Annotated in this window: 15 protein-coding genes; 9 read left to right on the top strand and 6 right to left on the bottom strand. The window is 63.7% G+C overall.

The features are described from left to right. Positions 1–83 precede the first annotated feature (83 nt). From BHD08_RS14340 to BHD08_RS14325, 4 genes are all read right to left on the bottom strand, one after another. On the bottom strand, positions 84–1,076 hold the full coding sequence (locus tag BHD08_RS14340; protein WP_125023089.1) for a lysylphosphatidylglycerol synthase transmembrane domain-containing protein: 993 nt from the start codon (positions 1,074–1,076) through the stop codon (positions 84–86). Beyond that, the gene (locus BHD08_RS14335) at positions 1,073–1,834 is read right to left on the bottom strand and encodes a DUF2334 domain-containing protein (RefSeq protein ID WP_102820457.1); all 762 of its coding nucleotides are present in this window, start codon (positions 1,832–1,834) and stop codon (positions 1,073–1,075) included. Before BHD08_RS14335 ends, BHD08_RS14340 begins: the two co-directional genes overlap by 4 nt. After that, entirely contained in the window at positions 1,827–2,942 is a 1,116-nt protein-coding gene (locus BHD08_RS14330) for a glycosyltransferase family 1 protein (protein ID WP_125023087.1), read from the bottom strand. Before BHD08_RS14330 ends, BHD08_RS14335 begins: the two co-directional genes overlap by 8 nt. 155 nt (positions 2,943–3,097) lie before the next feature. Beyond that, on the bottom strand, positions 3,098–3,973 hold the full coding sequence (locus tag BHD08_RS14325; RefSeq protein ID WP_003285702.1) for a YihY/virulence factor BrkB family protein: 876 nt from the start codon (positions 3,971–3,973) through the stop codon (positions 3,098–3,100). Between the two features lie 214 nt (positions 3,974–4,187). Between BHD08_RS14325 and BHD08_RS14320 the strand changes: the two genes are divergently transcribed. The 6 genes from BHD08_RS14320 (at position 4,188) to BHD08_RS14295 (ending at position 10,687) form a co-directional block, all read left to right on the top strand. Continuing rightward, positions 4,188–4,418 (top strand): hypothetical protein, encoded by a 231-nt coding sequence (locus BHD08_RS14320; protein ID WP_003285701.1) that lies wholly within the window; start codon positions 4,188–4,190, stop codon positions 4,416–4,418. A gap of 433 nt (positions 4,419–4,851) precedes the next feature. Next, positions 4,852–6,390 (top strand): MBOAT family protein, encoded by a 1,539-nt coding sequence (locus tag BHD08_RS14315; RefSeq protein ID WP_125023085.1) that lies wholly within the window; start codon positions 4,852–4,854, stop codon positions 6,388–6,390. A gap of 21 nt (positions 6,391–6,411) precedes the next feature. Beyond that, positions 6,412–8,313, top strand: a complete 1,902-nt coding sequence (locus BHD08_RS14310) for an HAD-IIIC family phosphatase (RefSeq protein ID WP_125023083.1) — start codon at positions 6,412–6,414, stop codon at positions 8,311–8,313. Beyond that, entirely contained in the window at positions 8,310–8,558 is a 249-nt protein-coding gene (locus tag BHD08_RS14305) for an acyl carrier protein (RefSeq protein WP_015277638.1), read from the top strand. Before BHD08_RS14310 ends, BHD08_RS14305 begins: the two co-directional genes overlap by 4 nt. A gap of 3 nt (positions 8,559–8,561) precedes the next feature. Further along, positions 8,562–9,626, top strand: coding sequence for a hypothetical protein (locus BHD08_RS14300; protein WP_125023081.1), 1,065 nt, complete (start codon positions 8,562–8,564; stop codon positions 9,624–9,626). Between the two features lie 77 nt (positions 9,627–9,703). Further along, on the top strand, positions 9,704–10,687 hold the full coding sequence (locus tag BHD08_RS14295) for a lipid A deacylase LpxR family protein (RefSeq protein WP_125023079.1): 984 nt from the start codon (positions 9,704–9,706) through the stop codon (positions 10,685–10,687). Between the two features lie 31 nt (positions 10,688–10,718). On the opposite strand, the gene BHD08_RS14290 is transcribed toward BHD08_RS14295, so the two are convergent. Further along, complete coding sequence (locus BHD08_RS14290) at positions 10,719–12,608, bottom strand: sigma-54-dependent Fis family transcriptional regulator (RefSeq protein ID WP_125023077.1); 1,890 nt, start codon at positions 12,606–12,608, stop codon at positions 10,719–10,721. A gap of 257 nt (positions 12,609–12,865) precedes the next feature. Here BHD08_RS14290 and BHD08_RS14285 point away from each other — a divergent pair, with 257 nt between their 5' ends. The 3 genes from BHD08_RS14285 to BHD08_RS14275 all read left to right on the top strand — a co-directional run bounded on the left by BHD08_RS14285 (position 12,866) and on the right by BHD08_RS14275 (position 18,876). Beyond that, positions 12,866–14,746, top strand: a complete 1,881-nt coding sequence (locus BHD08_RS14285) for an NAD(P)/FAD-dependent oxidoreductase (protein ID WP_256678693.1) — start codon at positions 12,866–12,868, stop codon at positions 14,744–14,746. Between the two features lie 218 nt (positions 14,747–14,964). After that, positions 14,965–16,515 carry a sensor domain-containing diguanylate cyclase gene (locus tag BHD08_RS14280; RefSeq protein WP_125023075.1) on the top strand — a complete coding sequence of 517 codons (1,551 nt, stop codon included), beginning with the start codon at positions 14,965–14,967 and terminating at the stop codon, positions 16,513–16,515. A gap of 216 nt (positions 16,516–16,731) precedes the next feature. Continuing rightward, positions 16,732–18,876, top strand: a complete 2,145-nt coding sequence (locus tag BHD08_RS14275; RefSeq protein ID WP_125023073.1) for a TonB-dependent siderophore receptor — start codon at positions 16,732–16,734, stop codon at positions 18,874–18,876. A 177-nt stretch (positions 18,877–19,053) separates the two neighbouring features. On the opposite strand, the gene BHD08_RS14270 is transcribed toward BHD08_RS14275, so the two are convergent. Beyond that, on the bottom strand, positions 19,054–19,599 hold the full coding sequence (locus BHD08_RS14270) for a TetR/AcrR family transcriptional regulator (RefSeq protein ID WP_125023071.1): 546 nt from the start codon (positions 19,597–19,599) through the stop codon (positions 19,054–19,056). Positions 19,600–19,616 lie beyond the last annotated feature (17 nt).

Below are 19,616 nucleotides of genomic sequence, written 5' to 3'. Positions count from 1 at the left end.
ACTCCTAGCTTATTCATTGGTGACGTGGAGTGGACCGCCCAATCGAAACGATAGTTTCCCCCGGCCATCGGCCCAGGGATGGTTTAGACGTGACGCGATGGCATCAATCGGCGCAGCAGCGGCCGCCCCGCCAGGTGCATAAACACTGGCGCGCCGGCGATGAGGTAGAAGTAATAGGTCACGAAGCGCCAGATCAGAATCGCCGCTGCAGTTGTCGACTTGCCCACCATCGGCGTCAGCAGCGCCGCCGAGGCCAACTCTGCACTGCCCGCTCCACCCGGCAACAGGCTGAGCTGGCCAGCAGTCAGCGCCAACAGCTGCACGAGGAACGTCCACGCCCACGCCAGTTCGCTGCCCAGCCCCTGCAGCGTCAGGTACAACACGCTGAAACGCAGTAGCCAGTGCAGCGTGGTGAGACCGAATACCGCCAGCAAGATCCGGCGCGGCAGGCGAAAGCAATCGATCAGCGCGTTGCGGAAACCCAGCACTTTGCGAGCCCACCGGCGTTTGCGCGGCTGCTTCATACCCAGGCGGCTGACCAGCCAACCGTTGAGCAGAAACACCTGGCGATGAAAGCGCCCGAGCAGTGCTAGCAGCACCAGTACCCCGATGAGCAGCGCCACACTGAAACCCAGCAGGCTGGCGATATGCTCGTTCAGCTTGTGGGTCAACGCATAGAACAGCACACCTATTAATGCGCAGGCGAAAAACAGCAGATCACTCAGCTGCTCGACGGCATAGGTTGCTGTGCCCTTGGCCGGCGCCACGCCCTGGCGCATCAGCAGTGCCATAAGCGTCAGCGGCCCTCCCGCGCCGCCAGGCGTCGCGCAAATGGCAAACTCGGTTGCGACGACGATGCCGAATGCGCGGCGTTGGCCCAGTAGTCGACGCCCCAGAAGCAAGCGCAAGCGCAGCGCATTGAGGTTCCACCCTACGACTATCATGCCGAGCATCATCGCCAGCAGGCTGCCGGGAAAACTGCGCAGACGCTCGAACAGGCCGGTGCCGCCAAGCAACAGCGGCACCATGGCCGCGCCGAGCAACGCGCCGCCCATAATCCACCAACGGCGGTTCATGCCACGGCGCTCTTCGACCGATACTGGCGCAGCCAATCAATCTTGGTCATCGGTTGCCTACCTTCCTGCAGCAAGCGTTCGAGTACACCGAGCCAGTATCGACGGGAAAACTCATGGCGCATATCCACCGGGTGCAAACCCAGGCGCAGCAATGGCGCGCTGCGACTCTGCCGTAGCTGGCGTTCACTGACCAGCCAGGAAACGCCACGACGCCAAGGGCTGCGAGCGCTCCAGACAAGCCCAGGAGCGGTGATCGCGGAGAAATCGGGCAGCAGATAAAGATGGCCCGGATCGCTGGTATAGACCAAATCGCTGCTGGCCAATGCTCGCCGCGTTCCTTCGCTCATCAGCCAGGCGGGCGCGACGAAGCCGTGCAGCGGCCATTGCTGGCGCCGGAACAACTCCAGGCCATGCGCAAGGCGCTCACCCGCCGCCTGTTCGTCCAGGCCGTAGAACTCGCCTTCATGGGTGTACACCCGGCGCATGAACCAGTCCCGCGGTGTCTTCGGCGCGGGCTCGAGATCGGCGTGATAGCAGCCGTGCAACACCAGTTCATCACCGCGTTGCACGCGTTGATCCAGCAGATGGCAGAAATCCGGTTGCTGCTCCAGCGGATTGCGCTGATGAAAATCCGGGACCACCAACCAGGTGATTGGCACGCCGCCTATGGCGTCCACCGCCTCTACGAAGGGCTGGTAATCCGGCCAGGTTTCCGCAGCCACGTCGTGCAGCACCAGCGTCAGAGCAGCCTCAACCATGTACGGCTACCGGTACGTCCGCCGTTCCCAGTACAGCGTGGTAGTGCGCGAGCAGTCCTGCCACCACCGCATCCCAGGCATGATGAGCTTCGACATGTTGGCGCGCCTGCACGCCCAGCAACCTGGGGTCGTCCTCGAACAATTCACGCACGCTATGCGCCATGGCCCTCGGGTCAAGCGGCCGGCATAGGCGCCCACTGTAGAACGGCACCAACTCAGGGAGCGCTCCGGCACGCGCGGCCACCACTGGAATGCCGCTGGCCATGGCCTCCAGCGCCACCAGACCAAAGGTTTCCTGATTGCCTGCGTGTAACAGCACATCACAGCTAGCCATGTAGCGCGCCACTTCGCTGGCGGAACAGAAGCGGTCGATCACAGCGACATTGTCCGGCACCCGTTGCGGCATACTCGAACCCACCAGCAATAAGTGGTAGGGCCTGCCGAGCTGGCGCGCGGTTTCTAGCAAGATATGCAGGTTCTTCTCCCGCGAACCGCGGCCGGCAAAAATCATCAACCGGGTGTCGTCGGCCAGCCCCAGTTCGCGGCGCAGGTTTGGATCACGACGCTCGGGGCAGAAGGTATCCAGATCGACCCCCAACTGCTGCACGAATACATTCTTGACGCCTAGGTGAATCAGCTTGTCAGCCATTACTTCGCTGGGGGCAAGCACCCGGTCGAAGCTGCCGTACAGCCGCGAGACGTAGCCGTTGAAATTGGGCCCTAGCCAGCCGCCGATGCGGTTGCTGACCAACAGCGGCAGATCGGAATGATAGAAACCGATCACCGGAATATTCAGTCGACGCCCGGCGTCCAGCGCCGCCCAGGCCGTCATGTAAGGGTCACCCACCTCGATAAGATCAGGTCGCAAAGACCGCAACAGGTTGCGCCAAGGCGCACGTCTGATCGGAAAGCGATAGCCCTTGCCGAACGGCAGAATGGGCGCCGGCACTTGATAGATGCCATCGTTATGGTGGTAGTCATCGCCCGGTACCAGAATGCTATGGCGCACGCCCGAATAGAGCAGCAACCTGCGATGCTTGGCCTCGAGGTACGTGCGCACGCCACCACTAGCGGGCGCGTAAAACATGGTCACATCCGCGATATGCAAGGTACTTCTCCGGTCCGTTCCGTTGCAGAACCCGGTCTACCGCCGGCCACGCCGCCCAATGGCGGCCTGCTCCGCATCCTTGCGGAATAATTCTGTAATGAAATAGATGACCGTTACGTACAAGGGTTGTTCGCCGCGGAGCGCCAGACGGCGCCTCAGCTGTCGAGCTGCTTGTCGCCCTCGTCCTTGCCCTCGACCGAGGCGTGCTCAATGACCGCGTTCAACTCGGCACCGAACAGCAAAACAGCAGCGGAGATATACAGATAGAGCAGCAGCACGATGATGGCGCCGATGCTGCCGTAGGTGGCGTTGTAATCCGCAAAGTTTTGCACGTAAATGCCGAAGCCGATCGACGCGATGATCCACACCAGCACGGCCATCACCGAACCGGGCGTGATGAAGCGAAAGTCCTGCTCCACGTCAGGCGTAACGTAGTACAGCAGTGCCACCACCAGCATCAGCATCAGCACGATCACCGGCCAACGCAGCCAGGTCCAAAGCACCACTACCACATCACGCATGCCGACTTGCCCAGCCAGCCACTCCATGGCCTGCGGACCGATAATCATCAGTCCGGCGGTGAACAGCAGCAGTATTGCCACGCCCACGGTGTAAGCCAGTGACAACAGGATCAGCTTCCAACTCGGTCGCCCCTCCTCAACGTCGTAGGCCTTGTTCATCGCGATCATCAGCGAGCGGAAACCGATGGAGGCGGTCCACAATGCCACCAGAATACCGAAGGACAACAACCCGGCCTGTTGCTCCTGCAGTTGCTCAATCACCGGATTAATCTGCTCCATGGCCATCGGAGGCAGTGCCAGCTCGGCCTGCAAGCGCAACCAATCGAAGAAATTCTGCAGGTCGAGAAATCCCAGCAGGGCAATCAAAAACACCATGAACGGAAACATTGCGAACAAGGCGCGATACGCCAGCGCCGAGGCATAGGTCGACATGTCGTCGTCGCCGAATTCCTTGACGGTTCGCTTTAACAAGGTGAAGGCCCCGATGCCGCGGGTGTCCAGCATGGCCATTAGTATTTCCCCAGTCGGTGAATGTGCGGTCTAGAAAATGGGACGACCGCTCTGCTGGAGAGTTCGCTGCTAGTCACGCGGGCCTTGCAGGCGGCCGCGAGGTCGGGAACGATTTTAATGTGCGCCATGTCACATAGGGGCAGATTGGCATCAGGCCGTTCTGGGCCGCATTACGCATTGTGCGATGCCGCCATTACCCGCAGAGGATGACAGGATGTTTTCCAGCTATCTCTATGAAGCCGCACTCATTTATGGCCTGGTTTTCACTTCGGTGGGATTCGTGCTGGGCATGTTCTACAACAATCGCAAGGTCTTCCAACTGGAAGACAAGGTGCAGCGCCTCAAGCGCACGATAAGGCACCTGCAGAGCAAGATAGAGCCGCCTAGCGCAAGGCCGAAACCGGCCCAGCGAGCGCGTAGCGTAGGGCTAAGCACCGCCCGCTAAGGTACTGGCGGTCTCCAGGCCGACTGGCAGACGGAATTCCATCCGTCGCAGTCGGCCTTTTTATTGCTTCGATAAGCGGCGCCGATGCCATTCAAATTAGCCGTGGGGAACTTTACCGACCGACGGGAACAAGCTGCAAGCCGCGCCAGCAAGGGGCTGTTTGCCCTGCGTCAACTGGACGCCCAACGGTACCGCCCGAATCTGAAACTTTTTTTTACATCTTCCAGTCGGAGCCATAGGAGCTCAGAGGATGCCAGTCGAAAGACTGTCGCCCGAGCGATGCATCCACCAAGGGACCGAGGATGCCGCGACACCGGAGCGAGGATGAAATCCCGGTAGCGCGACTGCAGCACACGGACCAGGGAGGATGTCCGCTCCGTCGCATAGACGGCCTGAGCAGCGATGCACGTACGCTGAGCAGGGATAGGGAAAGATGCTTTTCAATTCGATGGAATTCATCGCCGGCTTTCTACCGGTGGTGTTGATTGGATTTTTCGTGCTGACCGGCTCAGGCCGACAACGGCTTGCGGTGATCTGGCTGACCGTCGTCTCGTTGGTGTTCTACGGCTGGTGGAACCCGGTCTATGTGCCACTGCTGGTCGGCAGCATGCTGGTCAACTATCTGCTCGGTGGCTACCTGCGCCGACACCCCTCACGCCTGGTGCTCGGGTTGGCGGTCGCGGCCAACGTGCTACTGCTGGTCTACTACAAGTACACCGGCTTTCTGCTCGGCACGCTGGATGCGGCGCTGGATCTCGGTTGGCGGGTGGAAGACATCATCCTGCCGCTGGCGATCTCCTTCTTCACCTTCCAGCAAATCGCCTATCTGGTCGATGCTCATGATGGCGTGGTGGAAGAGCACGACTTCGCCAACTACTGCCTGTTCATCAGCTTCTTTCCACAATTGATCGCCGGGCCGATCACCCATCACGGTGAGATGCTCGCGCAGTTCCGGGACCGCGATACCTTCCGCGCGCGCATCGACAACCTGTCGCTGGGCGCCACGGTGTTTCTACTGGGGCTGTTCAAGAAGGTGGTGATCGCCGATACCCTCGCACTAAAAGCCACGCCGGTCTTCAGCCTGGCCGCCGATGGCACTGTTCCTGCCTTCTACGACGCCTGGACCGGCGCGCTGACCTACACGCTGCAGATCTATTTCGACTTCTCCGGCTACAGCGATATGGCCATCGGCCTGGCGCTGCTGTTCGGCATCAGCCTGCCGGCCAACTTCAACAGCCCGTTCAAGGCACGCAACGTCATCGACTACTGGTCACGCTGGCACATGACGCTGACGCGGTTTCTCACCGCCTACATCTACAACCCCATCGTGCTGCGCGTGACCCGCGCACGCATGGCCGCCGGCAAGCCGCAGCCACGACGGGGCAAGATGACCGCCGGCACCTTCCTGGCGTTGGTCGCCTACCCCACCGTGTTCACCATGTTCATTTCCGGCATCTGGCATGGCGCCGGCTGGCATTTCGTCGCCTTCGGCCTGCTGCACGGCCTCTATCTGGTGGTCGCGCACGGCTGGCGGGCCTGGAAGGCGCGTCAGGGCTGGAAGCTGGACAGCGACATCTGGTGGCACAAGGCGGCGGCCGTCACGTTGACGTTCGGCTGCGTGGTGGTGGCGATGGTGTTCTTCCGCGCCAGCGACGTGCCGACCGCCATGGCGATCCTCGCCGGCATGCTCGGCCTGAGCCCGACCAGCACGGCGATGGATCGCTCCGACTTCGCCTATATCGCGGCGCTTTTGATCTTCGTCTGGGGCATGCCCAACGTGCAGCAGTGGACGGGCCACTTCCGTACCGCACTCAACTTCCAGGCTCAGCCGCACTGGACCGAGCGGCTTTTGCCGTTGAGCGCCTGGCGCCCGACGGCTATCCACGGCATGGCAGTCGGCGTACTCGGCTTCTTCGCCCTGGCAATCGCCTTTTCCATGGCGCCGACCGAGTTCCTCTACTTCCAGTTCTGACCACGACAAGGAGTCACAGGCATGGCACAACTCCCCTGGCTGCCGCCGCATCCGGATCTCTCCGGCGCGATTGGCCAAGCCAAACGTATCGATGACCCGTTGCAACGGCTACACGAAGCCGCCCGGCTGGCCACCTTTCAACGGGATTTCACCCTGACCGCACGGCTGGACAAGCTCGCCGCCACCGGTATCGAACAGCATGCCGCGGCCGCACGACTGACGCCGCTGCGGCTGGCATTGCTGTCCTCGCATACGGTCGACCACCTGCTGCCGGCGATTCGCGTTGCCGGGCTGCAGCGGCGCCTGGCGCTGTCGCTGCACGTTGCGCCCTACGGCATGTACCGCCAGGCACTGCTGGCCGATGATCCGGAGCTGAACGCCTTCGCCCCGCAGCTGGTGCTGCTGGCGCTGGACGCCCATGACGCGCCACTGCAACTGCCCTTGCAGGCCGGCCAGGCGGAGGTGGATGCCGCCGTGGCGGAGCGCGTCGATGAGCTGCGCCTGCTCTGGCGCCGGGCCCGCGAGCGCTATGCCGCGCAGGTCGTGCAACAGACCCTGGTACCGGTCGCACCGCCACTGTTCGGCTCTTACGAAGCACTGGTGCCGGCTTCGCCGCGGGCAGTCATCGAACGCTTGAACGCCGCAATCCGCGCCGCCGCCCGCGAGGATGGCGTGCTGCTGCTCGATCTGGCCTGGCACGCAGCCGCTTATGGCGACGGCCTGGCCGAACCGGTGCGCTGGCACCAGGCCAAGCAGCTGGTCAGCCCGATCCTGGCACCGCTGTATGGCGAGCATCTGGCGCGGATCGCGGCGGCCACTGCCGGGCTGTCGCGCAAATGTCTGGTGCTCGATCTGGATAACACCCTCTGGGGCGGCGTGATCGGTGATGACGGCATCGACGGTATCCAGCTTGGCCAGGGCAGCCCCAGTGGCGAAGCCTTTGTGGCGCTGCAACGTTACGCCGCCCAGCTGGCGCGTCGCGGGGTGATCCTTGCGGTGTGCAGCAAGAACGACCTGCACGTCGCCGAGGCCGCATTCGCGCACCCGGAAATGGCGCTCAAGCGCAGCGATATCGCGGCTTTCGTCGCCAACTGGGAAGACAAGGCCGGCAACCTGCGGCGCATCGCGAGCATGCTCGATATCGGCCTGGACAGCCTGGTGTTCGTCGACGACAACCCCGCCGAGCGCGACATCGTGCGCCGCGAGCTGCCGCAAGTCGCCGTACCGGAACTACCGGACGATGTCGCCGACTACCCTGCACGCATCGCCGCGGCGGGCTATTTCGAGGCCGTGTCCTTTACCTCCGATGACGCCGAGCGCGGCCGCAGCTATGCGCTGAATGCCGAACGCAAAGCCGCGCTGAACCAGGCCACGGACATGGACGGCTACCTGCGCGGGCTGCAGATGGTCCTGCGCGTCAATCGAATCGGCGCCGCCGAGTTGGCCCGCGCCACCCAGCTGATCAACAAGACCAACCAGTTCAACCTGACCACCCGCCGCTATACCGAAGCCGAAGTCGAGCGCATGGCCAGCGATCCGCGAACCATCGCCCTGGCCCTGCGACTCGAAGACAAGTTCGGCGACAACGGCCTGATCAGCGTGGTGCTGGCCCGTCCCGATGACGCACTGCAAGCCGATGAGCTGCTGATCGACAGCTGGCTGATGAGCTGCCGCGTGTTGGGGCGTCAGGTCGAGGCGGCGGTGCTGGAGGTGCTGGCCGATGCGGCAGCGGCCGCCGGCTGGCGCGTACTGGTCGGCGAATACCACCCCACCGAACGCAACGGCATGGTCGCCGAGCACTATCCGCGGCTGGGTTTCGAGCAGCGCCCCGCCCCTGCCCACGCCATTACCGATGCAAGCTTCTGGCGCTACGAGCTGGCCTCGCGCGCTCCCATCCACCACCACATCCAGGTGCAAGCATGAACGAAAAGGAAATTCTCCAGGCGCTGACCCAGGTCTTCCACGACGTGTTCGACGATGACGATATCGTCCTCACGCCCGAAACCACCGCCGACGACATCGATGGCTGGGACAGCCAGACCCATGTCCTGCTGATCGTGGCTGCCGAACAACGCTTCGGCATCAAATTCCGCACCGCCGAACTGGAATCGCTGAAGAACGTTGGCCACTTCGCCCAACTGATCCAGACCAAACTCGGAGGGCGTTGAGTCATGGCCGGATCCGTCGATACATGCCCAGGCGGCGATGCCGCCCGGGCCGAGGCAGACCGGCGGCAGGTACGCGCCGGCTACCTGCTGGGCCTGTTCGCCGGGCTGTTCGGGATGCTCGGCGGCTTTGCCGCCCTGCTCGCCTGGCTCAACCACACCGACAACCTGCCGCCACCAGCTTTTTCCAACAGCCTGTGCGTGGATGAAAAGCTGCACTTTCTACGGCACAACCCGGTCGCCCAGCCCAACCTGCTGGTCATTGGTTCTTCTGTCGCCTGGCGCCATGTCGATGGCGACGTGCTGGTCAAACAGGCGCCGGGCGTGCGGCCGCTCAACGGTGCGTTCTGTGGCCTGCACGCGAACCAATCGACCTATGTCGCCGACTGGCTGCTGGACCGCGAGCCGACCATTCGCCAGGTGGTGATGATCGTCGATCCGCTGGACTTCGCCGGCTGCTGGAAGGCCCCGGATGCGGTGTTCGACCGCGAACACGCCGACCAGTACGTCTACCAGCAGGCTTCACGCTGGGGTTACTACATGCGCTACTTCTCGCCGCGTTCGCTGTTGCGCAATGCGCAGACGGTCAAGGCGCAACGGGCCAACGAGATCGAATGGGACCCGCTGGTGTTCACCCGCCACGGCGACGGGCCGCTGGAACCCCGGGGTGATCGAGGCCTGTTCTATGGCAAGCCCGACCCGCTGGATAACAGCTGCTTCGCTGCGCTGGGCAAGCTGTCCGACCGCCTGCAGGCGGAGCAACGCCAGCTGCTCGTCGTATCCACACCGCTGCATCCGCAGTGGAAGGCCAAGGTCGATGCCGACGGCAGCTTCCTCACCCGTTTCGACGAGAAGCTGACGGCTGCCATCGCCGGCAATGGTGGCGCGCAATACTGGAACGCCGATCGCGAATGGGTCGCGCCACCGGCGGCATTCGTCGACGCCATCCACCTGCGCTGGTCGGCGGTAGAGCGCTTTTCCGAAGCGCTTGCCGAGCAACTGCGTGAGTCAGAACAGGCTAGGCTTGGCGAATCGGTATTGGCCGGTAGCGGCACATTCGGCGCGCCATAGGGTTCAAGCGAACCGCCATGCGAGGTCAAGGTCCGAGAAAGAACATACAAACAAGAACGTAAGCCAGGAGTCTGACCATGCATTCTCGTTCTTTGCTGTGCTCGTGCCTGCTCGCCGCAACCATCGCCGCCCCTGCCGTCGCCCATGCCGACATCCTTTCGCTGAAGGTGGAGAACGACATCATCGCCAGGGGCAGCGATGGTCATTACAGCAATGGCCTGGAGGTGATCTGGGGCTTCGAACCGGACGACCAGAGCTGGACGCGACTCTTCGCCGATCTGCTGCCCGGCTGGTCGGGCGCCGCGATCGATAACGTCGCCTACCGCTTCGGTCATCAGATCTACACGCCGGAGGAAATCGAAACCCGAAATCTGATCGAAGACGACCGCCCTTACGCCGGTCTGCTGTTTGCCGGCATGTCGATGTTCTCCGACACCCAGCACGACGGCTGGCGGGGCGCGCAGAGTCTGCATCTGGACGTCGGCATCGTCGGCCCGGCGGCCGGAGGCAAGCGCCTGCAGCGCGCCGTGCACAAGGTCACCAACAGCGACGAGCCGAATGGCTGGGACAACCAGCTGGAAAACGAACCCTTCGTCAACCTGGGCTACCAGCACCGCTGGTGGCTACAGGAGCGTCTCGCCGGGCTGGAACTGGAATACGGCCCGAGCGTGGGCTTCGCCCTCGGCAACCTCTACCGCTATGGCTCGGCCGGGCTGGGCCTGCGCCTGGGGCAGAACCTGCAACGCAGCTTCAGCATCCCGGCGGTGACGCCGGCGCAGAGCGGCAGCCAGTTCTTCCGACCGGGTGGCGACTTCGCCTGGTACGGCTTCGCCAACCTGGAGGGCCGCTACATGGCGCACAACATGCTGCTGGACGGCAACACCTTCGAGGACAGCCACTCGGTTGACCGCCGCGAGTGGGTCGGCGATGCCAAGGTCGGCGTGGCACTGACCTGGAGCCGCTGGCAGCTGGCATTCGCCAATGTCTGGCGCACCCGCGAATTCCAGGGCCAGCAGGAACACGACCAGTTCGGCTCGATCACCCTATCCACCGCGCTCTGACGCCCTGACGGCTGGCGTTCGCGCCCGCCGTTCAGTTGCGCGAGATGCCGTGCTTGCGCAGCTTGCGATAGAGCGTGTTGCGACTGATCCCCAGCTCTTCGGCAACCCGGCTGACCTGCCAGTGCCGCTCGCGTAACACGCTCAGCAAAGCCTCGCGTTCGGCCGACTGCAGCGGATCGCGCATTGCATCCGCCTCGCCGATCTCGGCCGGCAGCACAGCCAATACCTCATCGACGGCGATGCGCCCCTGCTCGCTCAGCGCGACCAACGTGCGCAGCAGGTTGCGCATCTGCCGCACGTTGCCCGGCCACCGGTAAGCGAGCAAGGCCTGCCGCGCGGCCGGGTCGAGGCTGATCGATTCGCCCTGGGCTTCTTCGGTCAGCAGATGGTCGAGCAGTTCCGCCTTGTCGCTGCGCTCGCGCAGCGGCGGCAACGCGACCATCAGCCCGCCGAGGCGGTAATACAGATCTTCACGGAACGCACCGCCGGCAACCAGCGCGCGCAGGTCATGATGGCTGGCGCTGATCAGGCGGATATTCAGTTCGGCCGGCGCGGCAGCCCCCAGCGGCGTCACCTTGCGCTCCTCCAGCACCCGCAGCAAGCGCGTCTGCAGCGCCAGCGGCATGTCGCCGATCTCGTCGAGAAAGAGGATGCCGCCATTGGCCTGCTCCAGCTTGCCGACCATGCCCTCGCGCCGCGCGCCGGTGAAGCTGCCGCCGCGATAGCCGAACAGCTCGCTTTCGATCAGCGTCTCGGGAATCGCCGCGCAATTGAGTGCCACGAACGGCCGGCCGGCGCGGCTGCTGGCGCGATGCAACGCACTGGCGAAGGCTTCCTTGCCGGTGCCGGTTTCGCCTTGCAGCAGCACCGGCACGTCCCGCTCGAGCACCTTCAGCGCGCGGCTGAAATCCGTGCGCATCGACGGATCGAGCAGGCACAGACCGCCCACCTGCGCCGCCGCTTCTTTTGGCGGCGCGACCACCACACGCATCTGCGGTCCGCGCAACTGGCAGTACAACCTTTGGCCGTCGTGGGTATGCAGTGGCCAGCAGGTGCCGGGCTGCGGCCTGGCGCGCTGCAGCAACTGCTCCAGACGCACATCGAGCACAGTTTCCAGCGGCTGGCCCAATAGCGCTTCGCGGCTACTGGCGAGCAGGTTCAGTGCGGTTTCGTTGATGGTCGTGATGCGCCCGTCGCCATCGAACGCCAGCAAGCCTTCGCTGAGCAGGCCGATGTATTCGGGCTGGGCATGGAAGCGCAGCAGGTAGTCGCCCTCGCAATGCTGCAGAAAGAAACAGCTCTCGATGAGCTTGGCCGACAGATTGGTCAGCGCCATGGTGTGAAAACGCCGCTGGCGCGACAGGTCCTCACGTGCCGACGACACATTGAGCACGGCGAGCAGACCGCCTTCGGCATCGAACACCGGGCTCGCCGAACAGGTCAGTGCTGCGTGCCGGCCACGGAAGTGCTCGTCACGCCGAATCGTCAGCGCCTGGCGCTCCAGCAGGCACAGACCGACGCCATTGGTGCCCTCGGTCGCCTCGTTCCACACGGCACCGAGCCAGAGCCCGGCGCGCTGAAATTCCGCCCGTTCGGCCTGATCCGCCACGCTGTCGATCACCACGCCGCTGGCGTCGGTCAGCAACACTGCGTGGCCGCTGCTGCCCAGCTGCTGGTGCAGGCTGTTCATCTGCCAGTGGGCAACGGCGATAACCCGGTCCAGTCGCTCGCGATGCTCATTGAGCCGCGGCCGCTCGATCACGCAGGGCGCGCGCGGGCTGGTGGGGTCGAGCTGATGCTGTTCCAGGCAGCGGCGCCAGGAACGCGCGATGGCGGGATCGGCAGCCGGGCCCTGGCTGGCTGCGGTGCCTTCACCGAAGCTGAGGACCTGGTGCGCATGCTGACTCAGGCGAGAGGTCATTCTTGTTGTTCTCCGCGATGTTTCGAGGCGGGTTCGCGCCCAGCATAGGCCAAACGCCGGGCCGCCGCATGCTGTGCCACGGCTGGTACAGAGTGTCACCCCCGCTGTACTGGGGATGGCACAGCGCCGCCTCGACCGGCCAGTCCAGATACGACTCCAGGCCAGCCACGACGCGGCCCAGCGCTTGCTGGCCCGCCGCTTGCTCTGCTGCAAGCACGGTATCCCCGTGAATAACAACAATGACCAGGAGAACCACCATGCGTCCCAGCAATGATGTCCCGTTCGATCTGAAAACTGACGACGGCAGCGACCTCGGCGGCGACAGCCAGGCCACTGCTGCCCGCTCGCCCACCGAACAACTGGCCGCCTGGGTCGAACGCCTCGGCCAGCGCCTGGCCCAACGCGATATCGACGGAGCCCTGGAGCTGTTCGCCGACGACTGCCACTGGCGCGACCTGGTGCTGTTCAGCTGGAACCTGGTCACCCTCGAGGGCAAGGCCGACATTCGCGACATGCTGGAAAGCCGCCTGGAAGCCACCCGGCCGGACAACTGGAAGCTCGAAGGCGAAGCGAGCCTGGCCGACGGCGTGCTCGAAGGCTGGATCAGCCTGGAAACCGAAGTCGCCCGCGGCAAGGGTTATGTGCGCCTGAAGGACGGCCTGTGCTGGACGTTGCTGACCACCATGCGTGAGCTGAAGGGGCACGAGGAGCCGCTCGGACGCCGTCGCCCGCTGGGCGCCGAACATGGCCACGGCCTGGCCGACAAGCGCAACTGGCTGGAAAAGCGCCGCGACGAGGAAGCCGCGCTGGGCATCACCGAACAGCCCTATTGCCTAGTGATCGGCGGCGGCCAGGGCGGCCTCGGCCTCGGCGCACGACTCAAGCGTCTTGGCGTACCGACGCTGATCGTCGACAAGGCCGAGCGCCCGGGCGATCAATGGCGCGGCCGCTACAAGTCGCTGTGCCTGCATGACCCGGTCTGGTACGACCATATGCCTTACCTGCCCTTCCCCGACCATTGGCCAGTCTTCACCCCCAAGGACCAGATCGGCGACTGGCTGGAGATGTACGCCAAGGTCATGGAGCTGAATTACTGGGCGAAAACCGAATGCGTGAAGGCGAGTTTCGACGAGGCCGAAGGCCGCTGGACGGTCGACGTACTGCGCGACGGCAAACCGATGACCCTCAAGCCCGCACAGCTGATCCTTGCCACCGGCATGTCCGGCGTGCCCAACGTGCCAGTCTATCCGGGTGCGGAAACCTTTGCCGGCCAGCAGCACCATTCCAGCCAGCATCCCGGCGGCGACGCCTGGCGTGGCAAGCGCGCGGTAGTCATCGGTGCCAACAACTCAGCCCATGACATCTGTGCGGACTTGGTGGAGAACGGTGCGGACGTCACCATGGTGCAGCGCTCCAGCACCCATATCGTGCGCTCCGACACGCTGATGGAAGTGGTCTTCGGCCCGCTCTATTCCGAGGATGCAATCGAAAGCGGGCTGACCACCGACAAAGCCGACATGCTGTTCGCCTCGATTCCCTACAAGGTGCTGCCGCAGTTCCATCGCCAGGCCTTCGAGCAGGTCAAGGAACGCGACAAGGCCTTCTACGACCGCCTGGCCGCAGCGGGCTTCATGCTCGACTTCGGCGATGACGAATCCGGCCTGTTCCTCAAGTACGTGCGCCGTGGCTCTGGCTACTACATCGACGTCGGCGCCTGCGAACTGATCGCCAACGGCACCATCAAGCTGAAGAGCGGACCCGGCCTCGGCGTCGATCACATAGAGGCGGATGCCGTGGTACTCAATGATGGCAGCCGCCTGCCGGCGGACCTGATCGTCTACGCCACCGGCTACGGCTCCATGAATGGCTGGGCGGCACGGCTGATTTCCCAGGAAGTCGCGGACAAGGTCGGGCGCTGCTGGGGCTTGGGTTCCGGCACCACCAAGGACCCGGGCCCGTACGAAGGCGAGCTGCGCAACATGTGGAAACCCACCCAGCAGCAGAACCTCTGGTTCCACGGCGGCAACCTGCACCAGTCACGGCACTACTCGCTGTACCTCGCACTGCAACTGAAAGCGCGCTTCGAAGGGCTGGATACCTCGGTCTACAAGCTCGCGCCAAGCTACCACCAGGGCTGACACCTCGCCCTTGGACAAACAGGCCCGCAGTTGCGGGCCTGTTTGTGCAAACCGCAAAACCTCCCGGATGCGTAGCACCAGCCCAAGAGGCGCGCATTGCAGCCACCGCGCCCAAGCGACAGCCATGTATGATTCGGTCTGCAGCGCCTGGCTCGCACGGTCGCCCGGCATTTTCAGCCAGCCGATGCCACGCATGGTTCGGAGTAGCGGACGCCTTCATGTACAAGCTGGACCTACAGAAACTCACGCTGCTGCTGGCATTGCTTGCCGGCTTCCTGACCTTCGGCAACAGTTTCTTCGCCGGCTACTTCACCCAGCGCGATCAGCTGTTCGAGCAGACCCTCGAGGCCAATCGCGCCTATGCACGGAAGCTGGCCGACATCACCGACCGCTTTTTCCTCAACAGCCGCCGCGAGCTGGCCTACGCGGCAGAATCGCTGTCGACGCGTTTCGACGACAGGCACTGGCGCGACGCTGAAACCGCCCGCCTGAAGCTCAAGGGCGACCAATTCAGCAGGGCCATCATCGTCAGTGCCAGCGGGCAGATCGTTTCGGCGTCACCAGAGAGCGCTTCGCTGGTCGGCATCAAGGTCAACAGCGTGGGCGCGACACAAGCGCTGACCCTGCGCGCCCCGCTGATAACCGACCCCTATGTGGCCACCGATGGCACCTACCTGCTTGCGGTGTCGCATCCGATCTTCGCACCGGATGGCAGCTACCTCGGTTACATCAGCGCCTCACTGTTCCTCCGCGACCGCAACGTGCTGCATGAGCTGCTTGGCGTGCACTACCACCGCGATGGCTCGTACCTGTATGTCGTCGATACCCAGGGCAACCTGATCTTCCATGAGGAGGGGGAGCGAGTCGGGCAGAACGTATCGAGCAACGCGGTGGTGCAGCGCGTGCTGCAGGGTCACGAAGGTGGTCAGCGCGTCATCAACACGCTGGGAGTGGATATGCTCGCCGGCTACGCGCCAATCCGGAGCACCGGCTGGGGCATCGTCGCCCAGCGCCCAACCGCGGCGATCACGGCAAAGCTCACAGAACTGGCGCGCACGACCCTGCTCAACGCCGTGCCCTTTGCCCTGTTCTCACTGGCGGTATTCTGGTGGCTGTCCAGACTCATTTCCGCACCGATACGGGCGCTGGCCGATACTGCCGAACACTGGGGCGCACCGGAGGCGGCAAGCCGAATATCAACCGTCAACTCCTGGTACTTCGAGGTCTCGCGATTGAAGGTCGCGATGCTCGCTGGCGTTTCCCTGCTGCAGCAGAAGATGGTCGCGCTGGAAGCGGCATCCATGAGCGATCCATTGACCGGCCTGCGTAACCGTCGAGGCATGGAGTTTGCGCTCAAGCAGTTCGATCTGCTCGACCAGCACTACGCAGCCGTGACGCTGGATATCGATCATTTCAAGCAGGTCAACGACCAGCATGGCCACGATGTGGGTGACGAGGTGCTGCGCTTCCTTGCCGAAATCATGAAGGACTGTTCGCGCCCGACCGACGTGCTGTGCCGCATGGGCGGCGAGGAATTTCTCATGCTGCTACCCGAGACCGACGCCTGCGGCGCCAGCACCGCAGCAGAACGTCTGCTCGCCCGACTGCGACAAACCGCAAGCCCGACCGGAACCCCGGTAACAGCCTCCATCGGCATCGCCTGTAGCGACAGCTACAAAACCCGTGATGCGACCTTCAAGGCCGCCGATGAAGCGCTATATCAGGCAAAAAGAGCCGGACGTGACCGCGTCGTCGTTGCCTCCACCTGAGCGCCGAACAGACACAGGTGTGACACCTGAGTCGCATCGCTGCCTCGGCCGTGCGAGAAGGCCTGTATGCGTGGCGCCGCGCACTCGATCCGGCCTGCGCGCTACCCCGCCGCAATCTGCCGTAGAGAGCACCATTTGAGATCGCTTTCTATTTGATAATAGTTTTCGTTGAGATTAGCATGCCCGCCCTCGCCCCCTTCCCTCAAGGATCACTCGATGCGGCGCCTTCTTCTCCCGATGCTCGCGATTCCCGCCCTCACCTGCCCTATCGTGGCCTCGGCCAGCAACGAACCGCCCGCTGAACCGCTGGCACTGGAGGAGATGCAGGTCACCGCATCGGCCGAGCGCGCCGACGGGCCGGTGCAGGGTTACCGGGCAACCCGCTCGGCCAGCGCCACCCGCACCGACACTGCAATCCATGAAACCCCGCAGTCGATCAGCGTCGTGCCGGCGCAGGTGGTCGAAGACATCGGCGCAACGCGCCTGGAAGACGCACTCGATTACGCGGGCGGCGTGGAACGCGGCAACAACTTCGGTGGCCAGGGCCTGACCGAGTTCCTGGTGCGCGGCTTCAGCACCCAGGAGTTCTACCGTAACGGCTTTGCGGTGAACCGCGGCTACCCCAACATGCCCGACGCCAGCACACTGGAGCGCATCGAAGTACTCCGCGGCCCGGCCTCGATGCTGTACGGGCGCGGCGACCCCGGCGGCACCTTCAACATTGTCAGCAAGCAGCCGCAGGCAGAGCGCCGCACGGTGCTCGGCAGCCAGGTGAATACCGACGGCCTTCGCCGCGGCACGCTGGATACCACCGGTGCCCTGGACGACAGCGCAGCCTTCACCTATCGCCTCAACCTCGTCGCCGAAGGCAGCGACAGCTTCCGCGACCACGTCGAAAGCGAGCGCTACAACATCGCACCGGTACTGCGCTGGCAGCTCAGCGACGACACCGCGCTGATCCTCGAAGGCGATTACCTGCACAATCGCCATCCCCTGGACCGTGGCCTGACCCGCTACCCCAACCAGGCCGGCGACCTGCCGCGCGATCGCTTCCTTGGTGAGGAAAGCGCCGGCAAGCTGACCAACCAGAACGCCACCACGCAACTGCGCCTGGAACACCAGCTGGACAGTCAATGGATGCTGCGCGGCGGTATCCAGTACCTGGACGGCAGCCTGGACGGCGGTGCAGTGGAGAACAATGGCCTCCCCACCACCGCTGTCTCCGCCGATGGCCGCACCGTAGGCCGTAACTACAGCGAGCGCTGGCTGAACTGGAATGACCTGGCAGTGCAGGCCAACCTGGAAGGTCACTTCGACGCCGCGGGATTGGCGCACACGCTGCTGCTCGGCGTGGAGTTCGATGAATACAACTACGATTCGCTGATCCGTCGCTCCGGCGGCTCGACCACCGACTTCCCCATCGATCTTTACGATCCGGTCTACGGCCAACCGCTGCCGGCACTGACCCGCACCACCACCTACGATGACGAAAACCTGAAGTCCTATGCGTTCTTCCTGCAGGACCAGATCGCCCTCACCGAGCGCCTGAAGGCCCAGGTCGGCGCCCGCCTTGAGCGCTTCGAGCAGCGTTACGATAACAAGCTCACCCCTGCGGGCAGCTGGGATCAGGCTCACAACGCCGTATCCCCTCGTTTCGGGCTGATCTACGACCTGACTGAAGCGCTGGCCGTCTACGCCAACACCTCACGCTCGTTCAAGCCCAACCGCGGCGCCGACCGCAGCAGCCAGGCGTTCGATCCGGAAAAAGGCATCGCCCACGAAGTCGGTATCAAGTACGACCTGCCGGAACATGATTTAAGCGTCACCGCGGCGCTGTTCCACATCACCAAGGAAAACGTGCTGACCAGCGACCCACTCGACAGCAATTACCAGGTCGCCGCCGGCGAAGCGCGCAGCCGCGGTTTCGACATCAGCGTGGCCGGCAACATCACCCCGCAATGGCGCGTGATCGGCGGCTACGCCTACGTCGATGCCGAAGTCACCGAAAGCTCGAGCGCATCGATGCCGGTGGGCACGCGCCTGGCCAACGTGCCGCGCCACAGCTTCAACCTGCTGGACACCTATGAATTCGCCGAAGGCCCGCTGGCCGGGCTCGGCGTCGGGATGGGCATCAAATACGTCGGCGACCGCAAGGGCAGCGCCTCGAACACCGCCTTCGACATGGACGCCTACACCACCGTCGACCTGCTCGCCTACTACCCGCTGACCGAACGGGTTCGCCTGAATCTGAACCTGAATAACGTCTTCGACGAAGAGTACGAAGAGCGCGCCTGGGGCAACATCTGGGCCTACCCAGGCGAACCTCGTACGCTGCAGGCGGGTATCTCAGTCACTCTGTAACGAAGAAGGGGCGCAGCCCGTGCGGCTGCGCCCCGGTCATGTGCCGATTCCGGCATCCAATCTCTCACATCGCAGGCAGCCCACTTGCTGGGCAGTGCCAACTTGCCCCGATACCCGCCCCCAAAGCGCCACGCGCTTCCTTCCGTGTTGTCGGAGCGCCAGCTGCCGACCAGCCTGTCAGCTGTCCAGGCGAACCAACGCCGCGATGTCGCTCATGACATCCGCCCATTCCCCTTCATCGATGTCCATCAAGCGAAAAAAGCGCAGGGTGAAAATTCCCTCGGTAGCGAAGAACGCCAGCCGAGCGCGACGCCCTTCCTCGGTTGAAGTGTCGAGTCCGGCGAGACGCTCCTGATACCAGGCCTGGGTCGATAGCAGATGCTCGGGCGTTTGCAGCAGAGCGGCCATCAGACTTGCCGCCTTGGCGTGGGATGCGGTATCCGAAATACGAGTCGCCTCCACATGTGCACGCACCGCGGTCAGCGGATCGGGCTGGTCGCCGGCGATGCGCTGGAACTGCTCCGTATAACCCTTACCCCAACGCTCGAACATGGCGTTGATCAGGTCATCCTTGCTGCCGAAGCTGTACTGCACCCCACCCTTGGTAATGCCGGCGGCCTTGGCCACCGCATCGATCGTCAGCGCTGCAGCGCCCTGTCGATTGACGATCCCTTCGGCCACGTCCAGCAGCGCATCGCGATCGATCGTTCTCTTCCTTCCCACACCCGCCCCTTTCAATT

This window comes from Pseudomonas sp. SCT, from assembly GCF_003864275.1.
Taxonomy (GTDB): Bacteria; Pseudomonadota; Gammaproteobacteria; order Pseudomonadales; family Pseudomonadaceae; genus Stutzerimonas; species Stutzerimonas stutzeri_AE.
Note: the sequence above shows the minus strand (reverse complement) of the source record. Positions and strands in the feature narration are given on the sequence as shown.

Bases quoted from the DNA above. Each gene is read 5' to 3' on its own strand.
- BHD08_RS14305 (WP_015277638.1), top strand. From the start codon at position 8,310: ATGAACGAAAAGGAAATTCTCCAGGCGCTGACCCAGGTCTTCCACGAC.
- BHD08_RS14340 (WP_125023089.1), bottom strand. From the start codon at position 1,076: ATGAACCGCCGTTGGTGGATTATGGGCGGCGCGTTGCTCGGCGCGGCC.
- BHD08_RS14290 (WP_125023077.1), bottom strand. From the start codon at position 12,608: ATGACCTCTCGCCTGAGTCAGCATGCGCACCAGGTCCTCAGCTTCGGT.
- BHD08_RS14315 (WP_125023085.1), top strand. From the start codon at position 4,852: ATGCTTTTCAATTCGATGGAATTCATCGCCGGCTTTCTACCGGTGGTG.
- BHD08_RS14280 (WP_125023075.1), top strand. From the start codon at position 14,965: ATGTACAAGCTGGACCTACAGAAACTCACGCTGCTGCTGGCATTGCTT.
- BHD08_RS14325 (WP_003285702.1), bottom strand. From the start codon at position 3,973: ATGGCCATGCTGGACACCCGCGGCATCGGGGCCTTCACCTTGTTAAAG.
- BHD08_RS14310 (WP_125023083.1), top strand. From the start codon at position 6,412: ATGGCACAACTCCCCTGGCTGCCGCCGCATCCGGATCTCTCCGGCGCG.
- BHD08_RS14320 (WP_003285701.1), top strand. From the start codon at position 4,188: ATGTTTTCCAGCTATCTCTATGAAGCCGCACTCATTTATGGCCTGGTT.
- BHD08_RS14285 (WP_256678693.1), top strand. From the start codon at position 12,866: ATGCGTCCCAGCAATGATGTCCCGTTCGATCTGAAAACTGACGACGGC.
- BHD08_RS14300 (WP_125023081.1), top strand. From the start codon at position 8,562: ATGGCCGGATCCGTCGATACATGCCCAGGCGGCGATGCCGCCCGGGCC.
- BHD08_RS14335 (WP_102820457.1), bottom strand. From the start codon at position 1,834: ATGGTTGAGGCTGCTCTGACGCTGGTGCTGCACGACGTGGCTGCGGAA.
- BHD08_RS14275 (WP_125023073.1), top strand. From the start codon at position 16,732: ATGCGGCGCCTTCTTCTCCCGATGCTCGCGATTCCCGCCCTCACCTGC.
- BHD08_RS14295 (WP_125023079.1), top strand. From the start codon at position 9,704: ATGCATTCTCGTTCTTTGCTGTGCTCGTGCCTGCTCGCCGCAACCATC.